Source organism: Halomonas sp. DP4Y7-1 (assembly GCF_019800705.1).
GTDB classification, from domain to species: Bacteria; Pseudomonadota; Gammaproteobacteria; order Pseudomonadales; family Halomonadaceae; genus Halomonas; species Halomonas litopenaei_A.
Map to the genome: position 1 here is coordinate 141667 of NZ_JAHVKS010000002.1, position 22577 is coordinate 164243.

Consider the following 22577-nt stretch of genomic DNA (forward strand, 5'->3'; position numbering starts at 1 on the left):
GGCTCGCCGGACAAGATCGCCACACGCGCCGGATCATCCTTTCTCCAGCACCAGGCTCTGGGCACGGGGTAACAGTTCCCGTAACGCCCTGCGGTAGACCTCCCTCTTGAACGGCACTACCTGTCCTAGCGGATACCAGTAGCTGACCCAACGCCAGCCGTCGAACTCCGGCTTGGCGGTGCCATCTACACAGATGCGGTTTTCCTGACAGCGGATACGCAACAGGAACCACTTCTGCTTCTGTCCAATGCACACTGGGCGCGAGTGTGTGCGAACCATGCGTCGCGGCAGGCGGTAGCGCAGCCACCCCCTGGTGCAGGCCAGAATCTCCACGTCCTCGGCGGTCAGGCCGATCTCTTCATGAAGCTCTCTGAACAAGGCCTGCTGTGGCGTCTCATCAGACTTGATGCCTCCCTGGGGAAATTGCCACGCGTTCTGCCCTACCCGACGCGCCCAAAGCAGCTGCCCCAGGTCGTTGACGATGATGATGCCAACGTTGGGGCGAAAGCCGTCTGCGTCGATCACGGGCTTCACCTTTTTAATCGGTATTGACTGCATTCTTCCACAATGGCTTGAAGCGCATCAATACGACATCTCGAACCCCTGGCGACCTTCTGACATAATCGCCCCTTTTGCGGCCTCCCCGAACCACACGGCCATGGGTCCCTTGAGCGCTATCGTCGCGGGCGGATCCACCCACAATGCCGGGGCAGGAGGCCATGTCACGCATGCGCTGGGAGACACCGAGTGAGTCTGGCGATCTTCGATTTGGATAATACCCTGCTGTCGATCGACAGCGATCATGCCTGGGGCGAGTTTTTGCTCGAACAGGGCGCCGTGGACCCGGTGGCTTACCGCGAGGCAAATGATCGCTTCAAGGCGGACTACGATGCCGGACGCCTGGACATGATGGCGTTTCTCGAGGTGGCACTGAAGCCACTGGCGGACAATTCCATGGAGCAGCTGGCCGCCTGGCACCAGCAGTTCATGGTCAGCAAGATCGAGCCCAACATCCTGCCCCTGGCGGAGGAGCTGATCGCCCGTCATCGCACCCGCGGTGACACTCTGTTGATCATCACCGCCACCAATCGCTTCATCACGGCTCCCATCGCCGAGCGCCTTGGCATCGACGAGCTGATCGCCGTCGAGCCGGAAATACAGGATGGCCGCTACACCGGTCGGGTCAGCGGCACGCCCAGCTTTCAGCAAGGCAAGGTCACCCGGTTGCAGCAGTGGCTCGATACCCGCGACGACACCCTGGACGGTGCCTGGTTCTACAGCGACTCCCACAATGACCTGCCGCTGCTGGAAATGATCGACCATCCTGTGGCGGTGGACCCGGACCCGGCCCTGCGCGAAGTCGCCGAGGCCCGCGGCTGGAAGATCATCAGCCTGAGAGACTGAACCGACCGGGCCTTTATCTCAGGGGGGCTGTCTCAGGGGTTCTGTCTCAGAAGCCCTGTCTCAGGGGCCCTGTCTCCGCCCCCTGCCGCTCTGGTTTCTGGTTTCCGCCGACAGGCACGCCCTACAGGCAAAAAAAAGCCCCATCGCGATGCGATGGGGCTTTTGCGTATCAGACAGTGCATCCAAGACAGTGCATGGCTGACGGGCACCGCCTGGGGCTGATCAGCCCAGCAGGTGCTCGACGGCAGCACGCTCTTCGCGCAGCTCGTCTTCGGTAGCCTTCATCTTGCCACGGCTGAACTCGTCGACTTCCAGACCCTGGACGATCTCGTACTTGCCGCCCTTGCACACCACCGGGTAGGAATACATGATGCCCGGCTCGACGCCGTAGCTGCCGTCAGCGGGGATACCCATGCTGACGATGCCGTCGCTGCCCAGCGCCCAGTCGCGCATGTGGTCGATGGCGGCAGACGCTGCAGAGGCAGCAGAAGACGCGCCACGGGCCTTGATGATGGCCGCACCGCGCTGCTGTACGGTGGGAATGAAGTCGTTCTCGTACCAGTCACGCTCGACCAGATCGAATGCCGGCTTGCCGTCCACCTTGCAGTGGGACAGGTCGGGATACTGAGTGGCGCTGTGGTTGCCCCACACGATCATGCTGTCGACGTCGGTGACGTGCTTGCCCGCTTTCTGGGCCAGCTGGGTCTTGGCACGGTTGTGGTCAAGACGCATCATCGCGGTGAACTGACCCGGATCGAGGTCCGGTGCGTTGCAGGATGCGATCAGTGCGTTGGTGTTGGCCGGGTTGCCCACCACCAGCACGCGGATGTCACGGCTGGCGCTGTCATTGATGGCCTTGCCCTGGGCAGAGAAGATGGCCGCGTTGGCTTCGAGCAGATCCTTGCGCTCCATGCCCGGTCCGCGCGGACGAGCGCCGACCAGCAGAGCAAAATCAGCGTCCTTGAAGGCCACGTTGGCATCGTCGGTGGCAACGATGTCCTGAACCAGCGGGAAGGCACAGTCATTGAGCTCCATCACGACGCCATTCAGCGCTTCCATGGCCGGAGTGATCTCGAGCAGCTGCAGGATGACCGGCTGATCCGGGCCGAGCATGTCGCCGGCGGCAATACGGAAAGCGAGAGAGTAGCTGATCTGACCGGCGGCGCCGGTGATGGCAATACGGACGGGGTCTTTCATTTTGGCTCCTTGGGATTGTCGCCGTGGAAGGCCCGGGATCGACAGGGACATCTCTCGGCCGTCACCGGCGGCAAAGGCTGCTGACGGTCACTGCGATAGATGCCCTGACTGCCCAGGCGGCGTTCAGGACGCGGAAAATCTTATGCCTGCAGTGCACAAAACTCAATCGACCCGGTACGAATGGACCACAAACACCCCGACTTGACCGGCAGCATGACGCCGCCAATGGCAGCGGGGCGTGACCGGCGGCCACGCCATGGCCACGCTTCATGGGGTCAGGAAACACCCTCGGCAGGCGCGTGAGCGTCGTGCAGGCGCGATATCAACTGATCTTCCAGGCCAAAGCGCTCGGAAAGGCCCTTCTTCAGGCGCTCGAGCCAGGCCGGCAGGCGCGGCAGGAACCGCTGACAGCGCACCGGGGTAGAGTAATCCTCGTCAAACGACAGCACCAGTTCGGTGGACATTTCGAGCCGTTCCAGCAGACGATCCGCGAGATTGAGGGCAGCGGTGTCATCGAAGGCACGGGCCTCTTCCCGCAGCTGCGGATAGACCTCGAAATGCCCCGCGCTGATGTAGTCCATCAACGTTTCGCTGAAACTGTCGATACGCTCCTTGGTGATGGTCTCGAGATCTGCATCACAGGACTGTTCGAGCTCGCTTAGCACCTCCAGCAGATGCTCGCGCTGCTCAAGCCAGCGATCGATCAGCTGATGGACTCCTCCCCAGCGTTCGCTGGCAGACTTGCAATCTTCCAACATGGCGGCCTCCCTAGCGCTGCCTCACCACGAAAATGCGCGGATCAACAGACTCACTCCAGAAGACCGCCCTGTCAACGCATGCATGCCAAGTACCTGATTGGCCGTTGCCGATTCCCCCTGCTCGGCACAACAGCGCCGCTCAACTTGTCCGCAAGGGGACCGGGCGACGAGCGCTGTCAACCGTTCCAGCGATAGCCGGTAGAGCTTCTGCGAAGAGTCGTCAGCATGGCAATCGGCACCACCAGCAATACGACAAAGCCGATCAGCGTCCAACCGGGCAGCGACAAGCCCAGCAGCCGCCCACCCACTTCAGCGCACTCACCAGAACCGGTCAGGACCATGGACACCACCTGGGAAAGCGGCAGGATATCCACCATGTAATCGAGGCCAGGCCCACAGCTGGGCACCTGATCAGCGGGCAACGATTGCAGCCACAGATGGCGCATGGCCAGCCCCGCCCCCGACAGTACCGCGATGGCCGCCACGATGCTGTAGACAGCCCCAGCCAGGCGCCCCTCGGGCCCATGCAGCGCAGCAATGGCAAACACGACCCCCGCCGCGATGACCGCCACTCGCTGGAACACACACAGCGGACACGGCTCGAGCCCCACCACGTGCTCCAGCACCAGCGCCACCGCCATCATCATCACGCAGAACCCCAGCCCCACAAGGCTCCACTGCCGCAGACTCCATTCGCTCATTTAAGACGTTCTCCAGTCGGTGGCGTCATGTCCATCGGGGTCAGGGCACGGGTTTCTCGAGCCCGTGCAAAGTAATCTTCCAGAAAATCGGCAAAGGCCGTGCTGTCGTCCGCCTCGATGTCACGCTGCTGCTGATGCGAGGTCTCGACCAGCTCGTCCAGCATTCCCTGTCGCGAGCGATTGAGCGGTGTGCTCGCCAGCGTCTCGGCCTGCTCTCGTGCGATCGCCAGCATGGCATCGACGAACTCCTCGCCGGTCTCTTCCAGACGGGCCAGCAGACGCGCTGACGGCGTCAGCGAAGGGTCGTCTATGCGCGGCGCGAACGCATCGACGGCATCCAGGTGAGGACTGCCCTCCTCCAGCTGGTCGAGCAGCCTGGCGACCTCACGCATGTCGGCGATGATCCCATGGCTCCACTCGGCCATTTCTCGGACCTGCCCTCGGTCATTGAGTTCAAGTCCCGGCTTGCGCCCCTGCTCCACCACCAGACGACGATTGTCATCCAGGTGATCGCACTCCTCATCCGAAATCCACGGGCTGTCCGACAGCAGGCACCAGACCAGGAAGGTATCGAGGAAGCGCGTCTGCTGTGCATCGATTCCCAGGGTCGCGAAGGGATCGATATCCAGGCAGCGCACCTCGATGTACTCGACGCCCCTGGCCTCGAGCGCCTGGCTCGGGGTTTCGTCGTGGCGCGTCACCCGCTTGGGCCGAATATCGCTGTAATACTCGTTTTCGATCTGCAGGATATTGGCGTTCAGCTGGTTCCAGCGTTCCCCGTCACGGACACCAAGGGCGGCGTAGTCTGGCCAGGCGGTGGAGATCGCGTGGCGCAGCGTGTTGACGTAGTTCGACAGCGAGTTGAAGCAGATCTTCAACTGATCCTGGACCTTGTTCTGATAGCCCAGATCCGACATCCGCAGGCTGGTGGCATAGCGCGATACCAGGGTGTTCTCACCCAGTCGCTCTAGACCTTTCGGCACGCTGCCATCGGGCAGGAAACTGGTATCGAGCGCCGGCGAGGCCCCAAACAGGTACAGCAGCAACCAGCTATGGCGGCGGAAGTTACGAATCAGACCGAAATAGCGCGCCGAACGGTACTCGCCCATCGACATGGCTTCCTGCTCGTCCAGCGTCTTGAGCAGAGTCCACAGGTCATCCGGCAGGGACACATTGTAGTGAATCCCGGCGATCGACTGCATGATGCGTCCATAGCGGGCGTCCAAGCCACGCCGGTAGACGTGCTTCATGGTGCCGACATTGGACGTGCCGTAGTCAGCGATCGGCACGCTGTCATTGCCCTCCAGCCGGGACGGCATGCTGGCAGGCCAGATCCACTCCCCATCGAGCTGGCGATAGGTATAGCGCTGGAGGTCGGCCAGAAATTCCAGGGCCTCATCCGGACGGCTATAGACCGGCGTGATGTACTCCAGCAGCGATTCGGAGTAGTCCGTGGTGATATGCGGATGGGTCAGTTTCGAACCCAGCGCCCGTGGGTGAAAGGTCGCCGCGATACGACCGCGGTCATCGACCCTTAGCCCCTCTTTTTCGATGCCTCGGCGCAGACGGCCGAAGCGTCGCGCAGCCGCGGGGCCGCGCAGTCGTTCGAGGAGCGAGGAAAGCTGAGTGGACAAGGTGAACACCCCGTGTCATGGAAGGGCCCGGGGGCCTGCTTCGTGTGGCGGCGACGGCAGCGGGCGCTACTGCGCCCGCCCTTGTGGTCGCCAGATTATGGCGATCCGTCGACAGGATTCAAGAACGCCCCTGCTTGGCCTTGAGCAAGGCGGCCCCCAGTGCGCCCATCGGCGCAGCGGAAGCGTCCTCCTTGCCGCCACCGTTGCCCCGCTGGCGGCGCCCCTGTCCAGGGTGGCTCTTGCCACCGCCTTCGCGACGACGAGGTGCCTGCCTGGAGTCGCCTGCCTCGGCGTCCGGGGTGTCATCCAGGCGCATCGACAGTCCAATGCGAGCGCGCGGCAGGTCGACGTTCATCACCTTGACCTTGACGATATCCCCGGCCTTGACCACGCTGCGGGGATCTTCGACGAAGCGGTCGGACAGTGCCGAAATGTGCACAAGACCGTCCTGATGGACGCCGATGTCGACAAAGGCCCCGAAGTGGGTGACGTTGGTCACGGTGCCTTCCAGCACCATGCCTGGCTCCAGATCCTTCAGCGTTTCGACGCCTTCACGGAACTGCGCCGCACGAAACTCCGGACGCGGGTCGCGACCCGGCTTGTCGAGTTCCGAGATGATGTCGCTGACGGTGGGCACACCGAAGCGCTCATCGGCGTAGTCGGCGGGTTTCAGCGACTTCAGCGTCGCGCTGTCACCGATCAGTCCAGCCACCTCTCGACCACTGCCAGCGGCAATGCGCTCGACCAGCGGATAGGCTTCCGGGTGAACCGCGCTGGCATCCAGCGGGTTGCTGCCGTTCATGATGCGCAGAAAGCCGGCACACTGCTCGAACGTCTTGGGCCCCAGCCGGGACACGTCCAGCAGGTCGCGACGATCGCGGAAGACACCCTTGGCATTTCGCTGCAGCACGATGTTCTCGGCCAGCCCCGGATTGAGGCCCGCCACCCGTGACAGCAGCGCCGACGACGCGGTATTGAGGTCCACCCCGACCGCGTTGACACAGTCTTCGATAACCGCTTCCAGACTGCGGGACAGCTGCACCTGGGACACGTCATGCTGGTACTGGCCGACACCGATGGACTTCGGCTCAATCTTGACCAGCTCCGCCAGCGGATCCTGCAGACGACGGGCAATCGACACCGCACCACGAATGGTCACATCGAGATCCGGGAGCTCTCGGGCGGCGTATTCCGACGCGGAATAGACCGAAGCCCCGGCCTCGGACACCATCACCTTGGACAGGCCAGGATCCTTCATCGCCTTCAGCAGATCGCCGGCCAGGCGGTCGGTCTCACGGCTGGCGGTGCCATTGCCTACCGCGATCAACGCCACATCGTGCTTCTTGACCAGCTTCGCCAGTTCAGCCAGAGAGGCGTCCCACTGATTGCGCGGTGCATGGGGGAAGATGGTGGCCTGCTCGAGGAACTGCCCCGTCGCATCGACCACCGCCACCTTGCAGCCGGTACGCAGACCCGGATCGATGGCCAGGGTCGACTTGGGCCCCGCCGGCGCGGCCAGCAGCAGGTCCTTCAGGTTGGCGGCAAAGACATCGATGGCCTCGCCTTCGGCACGTTCGCGCAGGCGCCCCATCAGCTCTGTCTCGAGGTGGGTATACAGCTTCACTCGCCACGTCCAGCGCACGACTTCGGCAAGCCAGCGATCCGCCTTGCGGCCCTCATCGGTGATGCTGACATGCTTGGCGATGGCCACCTGCGCAGGATGCACCGGTGCCTCGTCCTCTCCTGGCAGGCGCAAGGACAGCGCCAGCACGCCCTCGTTGCGGCCGCGGAACATGGCCAGGGCCCGGTGAGAAGGCACCTTGGCCAGAGCTTCATCATGCTCGAAGTAATCGGAGAACTTCGCGCCTTCCTGCTCCTTGCCGGCAATCACCCTGCTGGACAGCTCGCCTTCGCTCCACAGGCGCTCACGCAGGCGACCCACCAGTTCCGGGTCCTCGGCAAAGCGCTCCATCAGGATCTGCTTGGCGCCATCCAGGGCTGCCTTGGCATCCTCGATGGCGGGCGTCTCGCCTTCCGCCGGACGCAGGTAGGCCTGAGCCTCGTGCTCGGGGTCCAGGGTAGGATCCGCCAGCAGGGCGTCAGCCAGTGGCTCAAGGCCAGCCTCACGGGCAATCTGGGCCTTGGTCCGACGCTTCTTGCGATAGGGAAGGTACAAATCTTCCAGGCGCTGCTTGGTGTCGGCCGAGCGAATGCTGGCGGCCAGCGCGTCGGTCAGCTTGCCCTGCTCGTCGATGGCGGCGAGCACCGCTTCCCGGCGCTCCTCGAGCTCACGCAGGTAACCTAGCCGTTCTTCCAGCGTGCGCAGCTGAGTGTCGTCCAGTCCGCCGGTGACTTCCTTGCGGTAACGTGCGATGAAAGGCACCGTCGCGCCGCCATCCAGCAGCTCGACGGTAGCAGAGATCTGAGATGCCTTGACCGCGAGCTCTTCGGCCAGGCGGGCAATGATCTTGGCGTTAGCGTCCATGAAATCCTTGGCAATACGACGTCAATGATCCCGCCAAGGTATCACAAAGCGACTGTCGACGCCGCCGCTACCCACTGCCGAGGATCAAGGACAGAACCCCTGATGAAACGGGCACCGGGGCATGCCGCCAGTGGCTATCCGTTACGTCCCGGCAGCCTCCCTGGCATGCGCCCAGTCGCCTCGATGGGAGGTCAGGCGGGCACGAACTTCAGCGCGACGCCATTGTTGCACCAGCGCAGACCGGTAGGATCCGGGCCGTCCTCAAAGACGTGACCATGGTGGCTACCACAGCGGGCACAGTGATATTCGGTGCGCGGCCAGAGAATCTTGTAGTCCACGCTGGTCAGCAAATGCCCCTGCACATGGTCAAAGAAACTTGGCCAGCCGGTACCGGAGTCATACTTCATCGCGCTGGTGAACAGCAGCAGGTCGCAGCCAGCACAGCGGAACTCTCCCTCACGCTTCTCATTGTCCAGAGGGCTTGAGCCTGCAGGTTCAGTGCCCTCCTCGCGCATCACGTCATATTGTGCAGGTGTCAGGCGCTCGCGCCATTCGTCCTCGCTCAGCTCCAGCGGCTCGATATCCGGGCTACGCGTCAAATCCAGCTCAGGGCGAGCGTTAGCCACGGCTGGCACCATACTGGCCAGGCCGCCAAGCCCGATAAGCGCCAAGAAGTTGCGTCGTTTCATTGTGCTGTCTCCTGCGTCAGGGTCGCTGCTCAGTCGCACCGATATCACTCGACCTTACAGCCGCACGGTCATGCCGTTGTCATTATCGACTCACAAAAAAAGGAGAAGGCCTTCGCCTTCTCCTCTCTCGACCGCGCCGCTTACCCAAGGTTCCTCTCTAGCAAGGTTCCCGCTGGCAACGCCGGTACAGCGTCTAGACCAGGCTCGGCCCGGCCTTGACGATGGCGTCGCTGACGCCGTCGAACTTCTTGAAGTTCTCGACAAACTTGGCCGCCAGCTCGTCGCGCTTGCGGTCGTAGGCCGCGAGGTCTTCCCAGGTCTGACGGGGATCCAGCAGACGCGACTCGACGCCGGGCACCGCCGTAGGTACAGACAGGTTGAGGCCGTCGATCTGGCGAGTTTCGACGTCGCGCAGTACGCCGGATTGAATGGCGTGGATGATGGCGCGTGTCGTGGGAATGGAGAAACGTGAACCGCCTTCACCATAGGCACCACCGGTCCAGCCGGTGTTGACCAGGTAGACCTGGGCATCCTTCTCTTCGACGCGCTTGATCAGAAGGTCGGCATACTCGCGCGCAGGGCGCGGGAAGAACGGCGCACCGAAGCAGGTGGAGAACGTTGCCTCAAGGCCGCTGGAAGAGCCCATTTCGGTCGACCCTACCTTGGCGGTATAGCCGGACAGGAAGTGATAGGCAGCAGCTTCCTTGGACAGCACGGATACCGGCGGCAGGACGCCGCTCATGTCGCAGGTCAGGAAGACGATGGCGCTTGGCTCGCCGGCACGATTTTCCGCCACACGCTTTTCCACGTGCTCCAGCGGGTACGCCGCTCGGGAATTCTGGGTCAGGCTGTCGTCGGCGTAGTTGGGCTCACGACGGTCGTTGAGCACCACGTTTTCCAGCACGGTGCCGAACTTGATGGCATTCCAGATGACCGGTTCATTCTTCTCGGACAGGTCGATGCACTTGGCGTAGCACCCGCCTTCAAAGTTGAACACGGTACCTACGCCCCAACCATGCTCGTCGTCACCGATCAGGAAACGACCCGGATCCGCCGACAGGGTGGTCTTGCCGGTGCCGGACAGACCGAAGAACAACGTGGTCTCACCGTCCTCGCCAACGTTGGCGCTGCAGTGCATCGGCAGCACGTCGAGCTCGGGCAGCAGGAAGTTCTGCACCGAGAACATGGCCTTCTTCATTTCACCGGCGTAACGCATGCCGGCGATCAACACCCGGCGCTTGGCGAAGTTGATGATCACGCAGCCGTCGGAGTTGGTGCCGTCACGGCTTGGGTCACACACAAAGTGCGGTGCGTTGAGAATGGCCCACTCGTCCTTGCGCGAAGGGTTATAGGCCTCGGGACGCACGAACATGGTACGGCCGAACAGGTTGTGCCATGCCGTCTCCGTGGTCACCCGCACCGGCAGGTAGTGAGTCGGGTCGCTGCCCACGTGCAGCTCGCTGACGTAGCTGTCCTGCTCACCCAGATAGCCTTCCACTCGCGTCCACAGGGCATCGAAGCGCTCGGCGTCGAAGGGACGGTTGACGTTGCCCCAGTCGATCTTGGCGCTGGTGGACGGCTCATCGACGATAAAGCGGTCCTTGGGCGAGCGACCAGTGCGTTCGCCGGTCTTGACCACGAGGGCTCCGTGGGAGGCCAGACGGCCCTCGCCATTGGCCACCGCGCGCTCGATGAGCTCGGCAGTACTGAGGTTGACGTGAACGACGGGAGACTGCTGGGTGGTGGTCATAGGATTCCTGGGCCTTCGGCTTCTCTCTCGTGGACTGGCACCGCCTGGTCAAAGGAGCGATGCGTTGGATCCGACGCGTCGGCTACGCGGTTAAACCGTCTTCTGCGATGACGTGGCATCGTCCGAGCAACGACACGGGCAGGATCGGCGGCGATTATGACAAAAAACTTCAGCGCAGGAAATGCCCATTTTTCAAGACGTTATTGTAGTTTAACTACAACATCATGAAGGTTTTCGGGCATTTTCTGTCATTTGACTACACGCCCTGTTCCGCTACGAGCAGCCGTGCCCGGTGCCGCCCCCCAAGGCCACAGCCTCAGTGCACCGTGGCGGTATCCGCGTCGGGGTTCTCCAGCAGCGACTCCACATCGGCGGCAGTGAACACGTAGCGGGTGTGACAGAAGTGACATTGGGTCTCGATGTCGCCCTGCTCCGCGACGACCTGTCGCAACTCGTCTTCCCCGAGGGACAGCAGCCCCCCGGCGATACGTGCCCTTGAGCAGGTACAGCCGAAGCGCAACGCCTTGGCGTCGAAGACGCGCAGAGATTCCTCATGGAACAGCCGTGTCAGCAGCGTCGATGCCTCCAGGGACAGCAGTTCCTCGTCCTTGAGCGTTTCGCCCAGATGGCAGGCGCGATCCCAGGCATCATCATCCTGATTCAATGATTCATCGGGCAACCGCTGCAGCAGCATACCGCCAGCGTTGACCCCGTCCGCTGCCAGCCACAAACGGGTAGGCAGCTGCTCCGACTGGGTGAAGTAGGCTTCCAGGCATCCCGCCAGGCTGGCGTGCTCAATGCCGACGATGCCCTGATAGCGGCGTCCCTCACGGGGGTCCAGGGTGATCACGATCTGGCCGTCGCCTACCAGCGAACGAAAGCCCTCCTGGTCTCCAGGCAGGGCCGCCCCCTCTGCCAGGCGAGCGATGGCCCGAAGCTCACCGCCGGGGTTGGACTCGGCCATGAGCAGGGAAACGTCACCGCTGCCACGCACTTCGATGGTCATGGTGCCGTCGAGCTTGACGGTGTCGGTCAACAGCGCGACCGCGGCCAGCAGCTCGCCGAGCTGACGATTGATGGCAGCGGGATACTCGTGCCGTGCCAGAACATCGGCGTAAGCCTGTTCCAGGCGAGTCACCTCACCGCGCACATTGGTGTTATCGATGATGAATCGCTGAATCTGATCAATCATGTAAAGCGTCTCGGTAGGCGCGCCTCACAGGACGCGCTTAGAAAAAGAAGGATGGACCGTGCGTTCGGACATTTCGAGCTGACGCTCGACGGGGCAGGCTCAGGACCCGCCTTCACGCTGAAAGCGCTTGATGTCTCTGCGGGCGCGCTTGTCCGGCCGCTTGTGGGGATGCTGAAAGACCTCGTTGGCCTGACGGCGCTGCTCGGCCTCGCGCTCTCTGCGCTCACGGCTCTGCTCGGTCTCCTGATACAACAGCCTGGCCTCGGGTGCGCCACGACGCTGCTCACTGACCTGAACCACCTCGACCTCCCAGACATCCCACCCCTGGGGCGCACGAATGCGCATCCCGGGGCTCACCAGCTTGCTGGTCTTGGCCTTGGCCCCATCGACTTCCACCTTGCCGCCCTCGATGGCCTTCTTGGCCAGCGCGCGGGTCTTGAAGAAGCGTGCCGCCCACAGCCATTTGTCGAGTCGAACGCTATCCACGAGAAACGCCTCCCGGGACCTCAGGCATGATCTCGGCAAAACGACCAAGCGCCACGAAATCCTTGAGCGTCTTCTCGGGCCGGCGGCTGTCCGGCTGACGAACCCCCAGCAGATGACGGATGCCGTACTCACGTGCACTTTCCAACACGTGAGCGTTGTCGTCGATAAACAGCGTGCGTTGACGGTCGAAGGGTTCGATCTCGTTCAGCGCATGCCAGAAGGCTTGCTCTTCCTTGGGTTCGCCAATATCGGCAGACGACACGATGGCATCAAGATACTCGTCGAGGCCAGTCAGCGGCAGCTTGAGCGCCAGACTCTCGCGGTCTGCATTGGTGGCCAGCACCACCCGCGGGTGGGCACTCTTGAGCCAGCCAAGAAAATCCAGCGCATCGCCACGCAGGCCAATGAGATGCTGAACCTCTCGCTTGAGCGCGACGATATCCACGTCAAGCTCGCGACTCCAGTAAGACAGGCTGTACCAGTTGAGCGTGCCCTGCTCGCGGATGATGCGCTCGCGCACGACGTCCTGAGTCGCTTCATCCAGCTTGTGCAGTTCCACATAACGACGCGGCAGGTGCTCGAGCCAGAAATGGCTGTCGAAATGCAGGTCCAGCAGGGTGCCGTCCATATCCAGCAATACGGTATCGATGGTGTCCCAATCGATCATTACGTCTCTCCAGCTCGTGTGCCGCCCGGTTGCCGTGACCCGGTCGATACCGCCAGGCAAACGGCTTCCCGGAAGACCGTCAGCGTAACGTGTTAGTGTACCTCAAAGGCATTCGGGCTCGCATGCGCTCCGGCGCAGGCCGGACCCTGTGGCCAAGGCCAGGACGATCGACTCGGCCAGCACGATAGCCCCCGCCTTCCCATTGACGCCAGGAGAAGCCATGGAAGACCGTACCCGGGAGAAACCCCACATTCTGTCGCGCAAGACCGTCGCCGAAAGCCGCCTGTTTCGCGTGGAGGAGCTCGACCTGCGCTTTTCCAATGGCGCCGAACGACGCTTCGAACGACTGCTGGGTAATGGACAGGGGATTGGCGCGGTGATGATCGTGGCCATGCCCGACCCTGAACATGTCCTGCTGATTCGCGAGTACGCCGCAGGGTTCGAGGACTACGTGCTGACCCTGCCCAAGGGCGTCGTCGACCCAGGTGAGGACATCGTCACCGCGGCCAATCGGGAGCTGATGGAGGAGTGCGGCGTCGGCGCGAGACGCATCGAACCGCTGATCGAACTGTCACTGTCACCCAACTACATGCGACAGCGCATCCAGGTCATGCTGGCCAGCGACCTCTACCCCCAGCGCCTCGAGGGAGACGAACCGGAGCCGCTGGTTGTCGAAACACATGCCCTGGACAGTCTTCCCGCCCTGCTGGCCCGGGAAGACTTCCATGAGGCGCGTGCCATCGCCGCACTCTACATTGCACGGGACCGGCTGCGCGGCGACCAGCCTGACAACCGGCTCTGGTGAACGCTGCTGGAAGCAACCTCAGCGCCTGGCGTGCAGACGCCTCAAGTTGCTGTTGCCCTCTTTCAGACGCACCCAGCGTCCTTGACGATAGCTGTCGAGCCCCGCCTCAAGCAGCGTCATGACATCCACCGCCTGCTCTCCAGTGACAGGGGGCGGGTCGCCATGCAGCAGGGTCTGAGCAATGCCGGCGTAGAAAGCAGGATAGTTGCCGGGCACCGACGGACAGGATTCGCTGATCAACTCAGGCTCCTCGGCGCTGCCGCGGTTCAGCGTCAGCTGACCCGGAGAGTCGTCGACACCCCAGTTGTCGCTTGGCGCCATCCCCTGCTTCAGCCAGCCCTCCTGGGGATCCAGCCCGTAGACCGAATAGCTGCCCTCGGTGCCGTGCACCACGAAGCGCGGGCTCGCCTCGGCCACCAGGGAGCTGGCCTGCAGCGTCACCCTCAAGCGGTCGTACTCGAGCAGCGCAAGAAAGTCATCATCGACCTCTGCTCCCTCTCGCGCCGTCGCCAGCTCCAGCAGGATCGCACGAGGCATTCCGAACAGCTCCCTGGCCTGGTCCAGCAGGTGGGGGCCAAGGTCGTACCAGATGCCGCCTCCCGGCTTGTGATGATCGCGCCAGCGGTTGGACACCGCCGGGCGATAGCGATCAAAGCGGGACGTAAACGACGTCACCCGCCCAAGCCGTCCTTCCTCCAGCAACTGACGCACCGTCAGAAAGTCACAGTCCCAGCGACGATTGTGAAAGACACTGAGTAGAAGTTCCGACCGGTCGGCCTGGGCCCGCAGCTGACGTGCTTCAGAAGCTGAAACGGTCACAGGCTTGTCCACTACCACGTGCTTGCCAGCCGCCAGCGCCGCCTTGGCCATGGCGTAATGTTGTTCATTGGGCGTCGCAATGACCACCAGGTCCACGTGGCGCACATCGAGCAACTCGCTGAGCTTGCCATGCACCGTGACATCCGGCAGGTCGTTCAACACCTTGGACGCATCGGAGCTCACCACCGCCGTCAACTCAAGTCCAGGCGCAGCCTGGATCAAGGGCGCATGGAACGTCCGTGACGCCATCCCGTACCCCACCAGCCCCACGTTAAGCGTCTGTGTCTTCATGTTCGGCCCCTGTGCCCGCGTTGCGCCCGTCTTGTCGAGGGCTTTATTGATCCGTCGATATCTATTGCTCCCAGCATGACCAAATCCTCGGAATTAATCGAGTTCCAGCACTCACGCTAGCACCCGGGCGAACGCAGGACGTCGGTCACCACCCTCCAAGGAAGCCCACTGGGGAAGAAGGCTCAGTAACGTTGAAGGCCGGCATCAGCCGGCCTTCGATCACCTCGAATACTTGCCAGCGGCCTGGATCAGGCGTCCAGCTTCTCGAGGTCGCGAACCGCGCCCTTGTCGGCCGACGTCGCCAGCAGCGCGTAGGCCTTGAGTGCCGGTGTCACCTTGCGCAGTCGCGTGATACGAGGCGTCCAGGCCTCCTTGCCACGCTCATCCTGACGCTGGCGGCGGGCGGCAAGCTCCGCGTCATCCAGCAGCACGTTGATGGTACGGCTGGGAATGTCGATGCGGATCAAATCGCCATTTTCGACCAGACCGATCGCGCCACCTGCCGCCGCTTCTGGCGATACGTGGCCGATCGACAGTCCCGAAGTGCCCCCTGAGAAGCGGCCGTCCGTCAGCAAGGCACAGGCCTTGCCCAGCCCCTTGGACTTCAGGTACGAGGTCGGATACAGCATTTCCTGCATGCCGGGACCGCCCTTGGGTCCTTCGTAGCGGATGACCACGACGTCGCCTTCCTTCACTTCACCGCCAAGGATGTGCTCGACCGCCTGATCCTGGGACTCCACGACGTGGGCCGGCCCTTCAAAGACCAGAATGCTGTCGTCGACACCGGCAGTCTTCACCACACAGCCGCTTTCGGCGATGTTTCCGTGCAGCACGGCCAGACCGCCTTCCTTGGAGAAGGCATGGGCGTAGTCACGAATACAGCCGGTAGCGCGGTCGCCATCGAGACTCGGCCAGCGCGCGCTCTGGGAGAATGCCGTCTGGGTCGGGATGCCGCCGGGCCCGGCCTTGAAGAAGTTGACCACTTCCGCCGAGGGATTGCGCATGATGTCCCACTCGTCCAGTGCCTCGAGCAGGCTGTCGCCATACACGGTGGGCACGGACGTATCGAGCACGCCAGCCCGGTCAAGCTCGCCGAGAATCGCCATGATACCGCCGGCACGATGGACGTCTTCGATGTGGTACTTCTGGGTGTTGGGCGCCACCTTGCACAACTGGGGCACTTCACGGCTCAGACGATCGATATCCGGCATGTTGAAGTCGACGCCTGCTTCCTGGGCCGCGGCCAGCAGGTGCAGAATGGTGTTGGTCGAGCCGCCCATGGCGATGTCCAGGGTCATGGCATTCTTGAACGCCGCCTTGGAGCCGATGGCGCGGGGCAGCAGGTGCGCCTCGTCACCTTCGTAATAGCGCTTGGCCAATTCCACGATGCGCTCGCCGGCGGTCTCGAACAGACGACGGCGATCCGCGTGGGTTGCCAGCACCGTACCGTTGCCGGGCAGCGCAAGACCCAGCGCTTCTGTCAGGCAGTTCATGGAGTTGGCGGTGAACATGCCGGAGCAGCTGCCACAGGTGGGGCAGGCGCTGCGCTCGACCTCGTTCAGGGTTTCTTCGTCCACCGAGTCGTCGGCGGCCATGACCATGGCATCGACCAGGTCGAGACCGTGATCCAGCAGCTTGGTCTTGCCGGCTTCCATCGGACCGCCGGAAACAAAGATCACCGGGATGTTGAGGCGCATGGCGGCCATCAGCATTCCCGGGGTGATCTTGTCGCAGTTGGAGATGCACACCAGCGCATCGGCGCAGTGGGCATTGACCATATACTCGACACTGTCTGCGATCAGGTCACGGCTGGGCAGTGAATACAGCATGCCGTCGTGGCCCATGGCGATGCCATCATCCACGGCGATGGTGTTGAATTCCTTGGCCACGCCGCCGGCTTTCTCGATCTCGCGGGCGACCAGCTGCCCCATGTCCTTGAGGTGCACGTGGCCCGGGACGAACTGGGTGAACGAATTGGCCACAGCGATGATCGGCTTGTGAAAGTCGTCATCCTTCATGCCGGTGGCGCGCCACAGGGCGCGGGCGCCGGCCATGTTGCGACCGGCGGTAGTGGTTCGGGAGCGATACTCTGGCATGGAATCCTCGTCATTTTTTGTCCACCTGTGGGGCCCTTGGCCGCCAGGCGGTGTCTCGTGTCCAGACCATCGATTCTGTCACGCCGGGGCAGCACTGGAAAGCCTTGCGCGGATACAACGCGTCGCCCCCGGCAAGACACCGGGGGCGAGCAGACATGCTGGAAGCAGCAAAGTGATTGACGTGCCGTTGATCGTCCTCGACACCGGACCAGCGCTGGCGACGCAGGCGCTGGGGCCTGTTAAACAGGGCCCCAGCGTCCTCGCTCAGTCCATCAACCGAACACGACCTTGGCCACGTCCTGATAGCGGCCGGCAAAGTGTACGGTCATGCCCTCCTTCAGATAGTCGGGCAGCTCGTCATAATCACGCCGATTGGCCTCGGGCAGAATGACTTCGAAGATCTCGCTGCGTCGAGCGGCGATGACCTTCTCCCGAATACCCCCCACCGGCAGCACCTGCCCCGTCAGGGTCAGTTCACCGGTCATCGCCAGATTGCGGTCAATCGGCTGCTGGCGGGCCAGCGACAGCAGCGCGGTGGTCATGGTCACCCCAGCCGAGGGACCATCCTTCGGGGTCGCCCCCTCGGGCACGTGCATGTGCACGAAGCTGGCGTCAAAGAATCCGGCATCGGCACCATATTCGCTCAGGTGCCCCTGCACGTAGCTGTAGGCAATGTTGGCGGACTCCTTCATCACGTCCCCCAGCTGACCGGTCAGCTTGAAGCCGCGATCCAGCCCATGCACCTTGCCCGCTTCGATGGATAGAGTGGCGCCGCCCATGGACGTCCAGGCCAGTCCCGTCACGACGCCCTGCCCCTTCATCACCTTTTCCTTACGGAACAGCGGCGCACCGAGAAATTCCTCCAGGTTCTTGAGCGATACCTTGACGGTTTCCTGGTCATTCTCGAGCAGCTTTACCGCAGCCTTGCGCACAATGCGGTGAAGCTGCTTCTCCAGCTGGCGTACTCCCGCTTCACGGGCATAGCCCTCGACCACCTGGCGCAGCGCCGCCGCCGTCAGGTTGATGCGCTTCTTCGGGATATTGTCCCGCTTCAGCAGCTTGGGCCACAGATGATGGCGGGCAATCGCCTGCTTTTCCTCAGCGATATAGCCAGACAGCCGAATCTGCTCCATCCGGTCCAGCAGCGCCGGCGGAATCGAATCCAGCGTATTCGCGGTGCACACGAACAGCACCTTGGACAGGTCGAGGCGCACGTCCAGATAGTGATCGAGGAAGTCGACGTTCTGCTCGGGGTCCAGCACCTCCAGCAGTGCCGAGGCAGGGTCACCCTGGAACGACTGACCCATCTTGTCGATCTCGTCGAGCATGATCACCGGGTTCTCGACCTCGACCTCCTTGAGTGCCTGTACCAGCTTGCCCGGCATGGCCCCCACGTAGGTCCGGCGATGGCCCTTGATCTCGGCCTCGTCGCGCATCCCACCGACCGAGAAGCGGTAGAACTCGCGACCGAGTGCCTCGGCGATGGAGCGCCCGATAGAGGTCTTGCCGACCCCGGGTGGGCCGACCAGCAGCACGATAGAGCCCCCGACATCGCCCTTGAACGTACCTTCGGCAAGAAACTCCACGATCCGCTCTTTCACGTCGGTCAGTCCATCATGATCGCGGTCGAGGACCTTGCGGGCATGGGCCAGATCAAGCTGATCCTGGCTCTGCTGGCCCCAGGGCATGGCGGTCAGCCAGTCCAGATAGTTGCGCGTGGTGCCGTACTCGGGGGAGCCGGTTTCCAGCACCGACAGCTTGCCCAGTTCGTCATCGATACGCTCTTGAACCCGCTCCGGCACCTCGCGCCCTTCCAGGCGAGCCCGGAAGGTATCCACATCGTTCTCGCGATCGTCCTTGGAGATGCCCAGCTCGCGCTGGATCACCTTCAACTGCTCACGCAGGAAGAACTCACGCTGACGCTCCTGCATCTGGGCGTTGACCTGCTCACTGATCTCGCTCTGCAGTTGCGCGACTTCAATCTCCTTGCGCAACAGCGGCAGCACTTTTTGCATGCGCGGAACCACTGGCAGCGTCGCCAGCACGTCCTGCAGCTCCCCCCCCTGCGCCGAGGTAATAGCCGCCGCAAAGTCCGTCAGCGGTCCAGGCTCGTGGGGGCTGAAGCGATTGAGATAGTGCTTGAGCTCTTCGCCGTAGAGGGGATTGATCGGCAGCAGCTCCTTGATGCCATTGATCAATGCCATGGCGTAGGCACGGGTCTCGTCGTCCTCGGTATCCACCGGCTCGCGGGGATACGACACCTCGACCAGAAATGGCGGCTTGCGTGACAGCCAGCGCTCGATCTTGAAGCGCCGGACGCCCTGGGCGATGAACTGGATCTGCTGATCCTCACCCTGCAGCTTGTGCGCTTTCACCGCCGTGCCGATGGTAGGGAAGTCTTCGTAGGACAGCTCTTCCACGCCCGCTTCCCCGACAAACGCAAGGCCTACGGTGTCGTGGGGGGTATTGGCCACCCTCTCGATGGTCTCGGACCAGCGCTCGCGGTTGATCACCAACGGCTGAACCTGGGCCGGAAAGAAGGGACGATTATGGATCGGCAGCAGGTACAACCGCTCCGGCAGACTCGCACTGGCAGGAATCACCGCATGGCTTTCAAGTTGGGACTGACTGTCATCGTCATCGTTCTGACCGTCGTCAGCAGCACCGCCAAGGGGAATCCAGTCCAGCTCATCAGACCGGGAATCACGATCATCGCTCATGGTCACCTCATCCTGAAGTTGGGGCCTTGCCCATATGCTACTCAGGAATGTGGGCGATCGACGCCAAGTTCAAGGCGTGGGGTGACAACCAAGCGCGTTAGTGCGTGCCGGTGCGACAACGCGGGGAGTCATCATCTTGCGTCAGCGGCCCAGCAGCGGCGGCAGCGGGCGTCCATTGATGCGCAGCTGGCCCTTGACCACATCGATGCCCAGCATCGACGTATCCAGCGGCAATCTCAGCCACAGCGCCACTACGGCAGGAGGTTCACGCCACTCGAAATCGCCGTCCAGGCGCTCCCGAAACTTGGCGCGCATCGAGGGGTCATCCAGCGCCAGGGGACTCAACTGATCCAGCTCACGCGGATCAAACACGACAACGCCATCCCCATGCAGGCTCAGCCCGAGCATGGGGCTATCCAGGTTGACGTCGACCAGATCCAGTCGCGGGGAGTCCTTGAGCAGCTGAGCCAGCGCCCGATCCATGGCCGAATCCGCCGCGGCGTCGTCCAACGACACCGTGCCCAATGCCGTCTTGTGGCGCGCCAGCTCAACGACAGAGCGCAGCGCGTCGGCATTGATCCGGGACAGCTCGATGCTCAGCTCGCCATCCACCAGCATGTCGTTGCCGGAGCGAATTTCGCCAAGCGTCAGGTTGCTCTTCAGCCTGAGTTCACTGTCATCCAACTGGGTGTCGGTCTGCAGCACGATCGAGGTGCCGTCCAGATTGACCTGCGGATGACGCAGGCTCAGCGCCTCGATGGTCAGACTGTCCTGCTGATTGAAGTGAAGCGCCCCTGGGGTGTAGGCATAGCGGCTCTGATACTGAAGCGGACCGACCTCGAGTCGGGCCTCACCATCACGCAACTGTACGGAATCGACGGTCATGCGGGTTCGCCAGTCACCGTAGATGCCATCGAAGGCGATCCGCGCACCCGAGAAATGCAGCGAGCGGGGGCCGCTGCGAGGGGGCGACTGGCTGACAATGAAGGGCGCCAGCGCCAGCTCACCCTGGAGGGTACCGCCCAGGGTGCGATAGTGGGCTTCCCAGCGCGGCGGGGCAGCGGGAATGGCATCGCCAAACAGCCGCTCGTCGGCCTCGCCGACATGCAGCTCCACAGTACCGATGACACTGGTATCGAGGACGCCGTGGCGCGCATCGTAGGGCAGCGACAGGTGCCAGGCGTGGCCGATGAGGGGGGCGATATGCAGTACGCCGGAAGAGCTCAGCCAGCCTTGCCGGACATCGCTGCGCGAGATGCGCAGGTCGCCCCTGGCTTCCAGGTCGGCCAGCGCACGCGCAAGCTCACGCTCGAACAGCAGGCTGGCGAGGTACTGAGCCACGGCCCAGGCCACCGCCAGCACCACCACTACGGGTACGATCCATCGTTCCTTGCGCATGTTCCTTCCTCTCAGCCAGCGAACGTCTTCCTCTGACGCACCGCTCGCTCAGTGCAACCAGAACCACAGGTGCATGGTGCACCAGGAGTAGACCCCCGCCAAGACGTCATCGACCATGATGCCAAAGCCGCCGGCAACACGCCGATCCGCCCAGCGAATCGGCCAGGGCTTGATGACGTCGAAGACCCGGAAGACAACAAAGCCCCACAGTGCCGCCTCCCATGAGAAGGGCACCGCCGCCATGGTCAACCAGTAGCCGACGAACTCATCCCAGACGATGCCGGAGTGGTCGTGGACACCCAGGTCGCGGGAGGTCTTGTCGCATAACCAGACGCCCCACACGAAGGTGATGGCGATCATCACCAGGTACCAACCGAGGGTCAGTTCTGACAATAGCCAGTAGAACGGAATGGCCGCCAGGGTGCCGAAGGTACCTGGAGCAAAGGGCGCCGCCCCACTGCCAAGCCCGAAGGCAAGAAAGTGGGTCGGCCGGTGCCAGACGCTAGCCGGTGCTTTGTTCACGATGTCCCTCCGTGGAAATGTTGCCAGCCAGCCCTGGATGGGATCTTCACGCCCTGTATGCCCGGCGTCTCGGTAAAATGACCGATCGGCGTCAGCTCGATGCCCAGAGCCAGCAGCGAAGCCTTCGCCTGGGCGACCCGTGACGGGGGCAAGGAGACCAGCAACTCATAGTCATCCCCGCCGCATAGCGCCGCCTCAATGGCGGCATCCTGGCCCAGCCTCGCGGCCAGACCGTCGGCCAGAGGCAGCGACGCGCTGTCCAGGACAGCACCGACGCCTGAGGCGCTGAGCACGTGATCCAGGTCAGCCAGCAAGCCATCGGACACGTCGATGGCCGCATTCGCCAACCCGCGCAGGACTTCACCGGCCTGCCAGCGCGCTTCGGGCAGCAGGTAACGCTTCAGCAGGGGCTGCTCCATATCTCGCGCTCCGCCTTGCCATGCGGCAAGACCGCCGGCGCCTCCGCCGAGGGCACCGGTCACCGCCAGCACGTCACCGGCCCTGGCCCCATCACGGCGCAGTGCCTGTCCGGTCGGCACCTCCCCCATGACGGTGACACTGATGGCGCGCTGGCCGCGGGTCACATCTCCGCCGACCAGCACCATACCGGCGCTATCGCACACAGCATGGAAGCCACGAGCGAATTCTGCCACCCAGTCGTCGTTGGCGTCAGGCAGGGTCAATGCCATCAGACACCAGCGTGGTCTGGCGCCCATGGCCGCCAGATCACTCAGACTGACAGCCACGGCTCGATGCCCCAGCGCAGCGGCGGGCGCACCAGGCGGAAAGTGCTGCCCCTCGACCGACGTGTCGACGCTGACCACCAGCTCATGGCCCGGGGTGGGCTGCATCAGGCTGGCATCGTCACCGACGCCCAGGCTTACGCCGGACGCGTCAGCAGACCCGCGTCTCGCCGGTGCCAGCCAGCGCTGGATGAGTTCGAATTCTCCGTACATCAGCAGC

At 63.0% G+C, this 22577-nt stretch carries 19 protein-coding genes; 2 read left to right on the forward strand and 17 right to left on the reverse strand.

Annotation, left to right across the window (positions count from 1 at the left end; genetic code table 11):
* Positions 1-33: 33 nt before the first annotated feature.
* On the reverse strand, positions 34-525 hold the full coding sequence (locus KUV72_RS04190; RefSeq protein ID WP_206941116.1) for an RNA pyrophosphohydrolase: 492 nt from the start codon (positions 523-525) through the stop codon (positions 34-36).
* A gap of 222 nt (positions 526-747) precedes the next feature.
* Between KUV72_RS04190 and KUV72_RS04195 the strand changes: the two genes are divergently transcribed.
* Complete coding sequence (locus tag KUV72_RS04195) at positions 748-1404, forward strand: HAD family hydrolase (protein ID WP_206941118.1); 657 nt, start codon at positions 748-750, stop codon at positions 1402-1404.
* A 222-nt stretch (positions 1405-1626) separates the two neighbouring features.
* Here the strand turns inward: KUV72_RS04195 and KUV72_RS04200 are convergent, their stop codons facing one another.
* The 10 genes from KUV72_RS04200 to yrfG form a co-directional block, all read right to left on the reverse strand.
* Positions 1627-2601, reverse strand: coding sequence for a malate dehydrogenase (locus KUV72_RS04200; protein WP_222237552.1), 975 nt, complete (start codon positions 2599-2601; stop codon positions 1627-1629).
* A gap of 275 nt (positions 2602-2876) precedes the next feature.
* Positions 2877-3359: a sigma D regulator gene (rsd, locus tag KUV72_RS04205; RefSeq protein WP_206941122.1), complete on the reverse strand. Its 483-nt coding sequence runs from the start codon at positions 3357-3359 to the stop codon at positions 2877-2879.
* Positions 3360-3535: 176 nt separating this feature from the next.
* On the reverse strand, positions 3536-4060 hold the full coding sequence (locus tag KUV72_RS04210; RefSeq protein WP_206941125.1) for a disulfide bond formation protein B: 525 nt from the start codon (positions 4058-4060) through the stop codon (positions 3536-3538).
* Positions 4057-5703, reverse strand: coding sequence for a glutamate--cysteine ligase (gene gshA, locus KUV72_RS04215; RefSeq protein WP_409995880.1), 1647 nt, complete (start codon positions 5701-5703; stop codon positions 4057-4059). The genes KUV72_RS04210 and gshA overlap by 4 nt, the downstream gene beginning before the upstream one ends.
* Before the next feature lie 109 nt (positions 5704-5812).
* On the reverse strand, positions 5813-8179 hold the full coding sequence (locus KUV72_RS04220) for a Tex family protein (RefSeq protein ID WP_222237554.1): 2367 nt from the start codon (positions 8177-8179) through the stop codon (positions 5813-5815).
* 191 nt (positions 8180-8370) lie between these two features.
* Complete coding sequence (msrB, locus tag KUV72_RS04225) at positions 8371-8868, reverse strand: peptide-methionine (R)-S-oxide reductase MsrB (RefSeq protein ID WP_222237555.1); 498 nt, start codon at positions 8866-8868, stop codon at positions 8371-8373.
* Between the two features lie 193 nt (positions 8869-9061).
* Entirely contained in the window at positions 9062-10618 is a 1557-nt protein-coding gene (locus tag KUV72_RS04230; RefSeq protein ID WP_206941133.1) for a phosphoenolpyruvate carboxykinase, read from the reverse strand.
* A 316-nt stretch (positions 10619-10934) separates the two neighbouring features.
* Positions 10935-11810, reverse strand: coding sequence for an Hsp33 family molecular chaperone HslO (gene hslO, locus KUV72_RS04235; RefSeq protein ID WP_222237556.1), 876 nt, complete (start codon positions 11808-11810; stop codon positions 10935-10937).
* 99 nt (positions 11811-11909) lie between these two features.
* Positions 11910-12296, reverse strand: a complete 387-nt coding sequence (locus tag KUV72_RS04240) for an RNA-binding S4 domain-containing protein (RefSeq protein ID WP_206941138.1) — start codon at positions 12294-12296, stop codon at positions 11910-11912.
* Positions 12289-12963: a GMP/IMP nucleotidase gene (gene yrfG / locus KUV72_RS04245; RefSeq protein WP_222237557.1), complete on the reverse strand. Its 675-nt coding sequence runs from the start codon at positions 12961-12963 to the stop codon at positions 12289-12291. Before yrfG ends, KUV72_RS04240 begins: the two co-directional genes overlap by 8 nt.
* A gap of 220 nt (positions 12964-13183) precedes the next feature.
* On the opposite strand from yrfG, the gene nudE reads away from it, so the two are divergent.
* Positions 13184-13768: an ADP compounds hydrolase NudE gene (gene nudE / locus KUV72_RS04250; RefSeq protein WP_222237558.1), complete on the forward strand. Its 585-nt coding sequence runs from the start codon at positions 13184-13186 to the stop codon at positions 13766-13768.
* Between the two features lie 18 nt (positions 13769-13786).
* Here the strand turns inward: nudE and KUV72_RS04255 are convergent, their stop codons facing one another.
* The 6 genes from KUV72_RS04255 to thiL all read right to left on the reverse strand — a co-directional run bounded on the left by KUV72_RS04255 (position 13787) and on the right by thiL (position 22570).
* Positions 13787-14878, reverse strand: coding sequence for an oxidoreductase (locus KUV72_RS04255; protein WP_206941144.1), 1092 nt, complete (start codon positions 14876-14878; stop codon positions 13787-13789).
* A 248-nt stretch (positions 14879-15126) separates the two neighbouring features.
* The gene (ilvD, locus tag KUV72_RS04260) at positions 15127-16974 is read right to left on the reverse strand and encodes a dihydroxy-acid dehydratase (protein ID WP_206941146.1); all 1848 of its coding nucleotides are present in this window, start codon (positions 16972-16974) and stop codon (positions 15127-15129) included.
* Positions 16975-17246: 272 nt separating this feature from the next.
* Entirely contained in the window at positions 17247-19694 is a 2448-nt protein-coding gene (gene lon, locus KUV72_RS04265) for an endopeptidase La (RefSeq protein WP_206941148.1), read from the reverse strand.
* A gap of 141 nt (positions 19695-19835) precedes the next feature.
* Entirely contained in the window at positions 19836-21092 is a 1257-nt protein-coding gene (locus tag KUV72_RS04270; protein WP_206941150.1) for a DUF945 family protein, read from the reverse strand.
* Positions 21093-21140: 48 nt separating this feature from the next.
* The gene (locus tag KUV72_RS04275) at positions 21141-21614 is read right to left on the reverse strand and encodes a phosphatidylglycerophosphatase A (RefSeq protein ID WP_206941153.1); all 474 of its coding nucleotides are present in this window, start codon (positions 21612-21614) and stop codon (positions 21141-21143) included.
* The gene (gene thiL, locus KUV72_RS04280) at positions 21611-22570 is read right to left on the reverse strand and encodes a thiamine-phosphate kinase (RefSeq protein WP_222237559.1); all 960 of its coding nucleotides are present in this window, start codon (positions 22568-22570) and stop codon (positions 21611-21613) included. The genes KUV72_RS04275 and thiL overlap by 4 nt, the downstream gene beginning before the upstream one ends.
* Positions 22571-22577: the final 7 nt, after the last annotated feature.

Excerpts from the sequence above, each read along its gene's own strand:
- KUV72_RS04200 (WP_222237552.1), bottom strand. The coding sequence starts at position 2,601 with ATGAAAGACCCCGTCCGTATTGCCATCACCGGCGCCGCCGGTCAGATC.
- rsd (WP_206941122.1), bottom strand. The coding sequence starts at position 3,359 with ATGTTGGAAGATTGCAAGTCTGCCAGCGAACGCTGGGGAGGAGTCCAT.
- KUV72_RS04210 (WP_206941125.1), bottom strand. The coding sequence starts at position 4,060 with ATGAGCGAATGGAGTCTGCGGCAGTGGAGCCTTGTGGGGCTGGGGTTC.
- KUV72_RS04220 (WP_222237554.1), bottom strand. The coding sequence starts at position 8,179 with ATGGACGCTAACGCCAAGATCATTGCCCGCCTGGCCGAAGAGCTCGCG.
- msrB (WP_222237555.1), bottom strand. The coding sequence starts at position 8,868 with ATGAAACGACGCAACTTCTTGGCGCTTATCGGGCTTGGCGGCCTGGCC.
- KUV72_RS04230 (WP_206941133.1), bottom strand. The coding sequence starts at position 10,618 with ATGACCACCACCCAGCAGTCTCCCGTCGTTCACGTCAACCTCAGTACT.
- hslO (WP_222237556.1), bottom strand. The coding sequence starts at position 11,810 with ATGATTGATCAGATTCAGCGATTCATCATCGATAACACCAATGTGCGC.
- yrfG (WP_222237557.1), bottom strand. The coding sequence starts at position 12,963 with ATGATCGATTGGGACACCATCGATACCGTATTGCTGGATATGGACGGC.
- nudE (WP_222237558.1), top strand. The coding sequence starts at position 13,184 with ATGGAAGACCGTACCCGGGAGAAACCCCACATTCTGTCGCGCAAGACC.
- KUV72_RS04255 (WP_206941144.1), bottom strand. The coding sequence starts at position 14,878 with ATGAAGACACAGACGCTTAACGTGGGGCTGGTGGGGTACGGGATGGCG.
- ilvD (WP_206941146.1), bottom strand. The coding sequence starts at position 16,974 with ATGCCAGAGTATCGCTCCCGAACCACTACCGCCGGTCGCAACATGGCC.
- lon (WP_206941148.1), bottom strand. The coding sequence starts at position 19,694 with ATGAGCGATGATCGTGATTCCCGGTCTGATGAGCTGGACTGGATTCCC.
- KUV72_RS04270 (WP_206941150.1), bottom strand. The coding sequence starts at position 21,092 with ATGCGCAAGGAACGATGGATCGTACCCGTAGTGGTGGTGCTGGCGGTG.
- thiL (WP_222237559.1), bottom strand. The coding sequence starts at position 22,570 with ATGTACGGAGAATTCGAACTCATCCAGCGCTGGCTGGCACCGGCGAGA.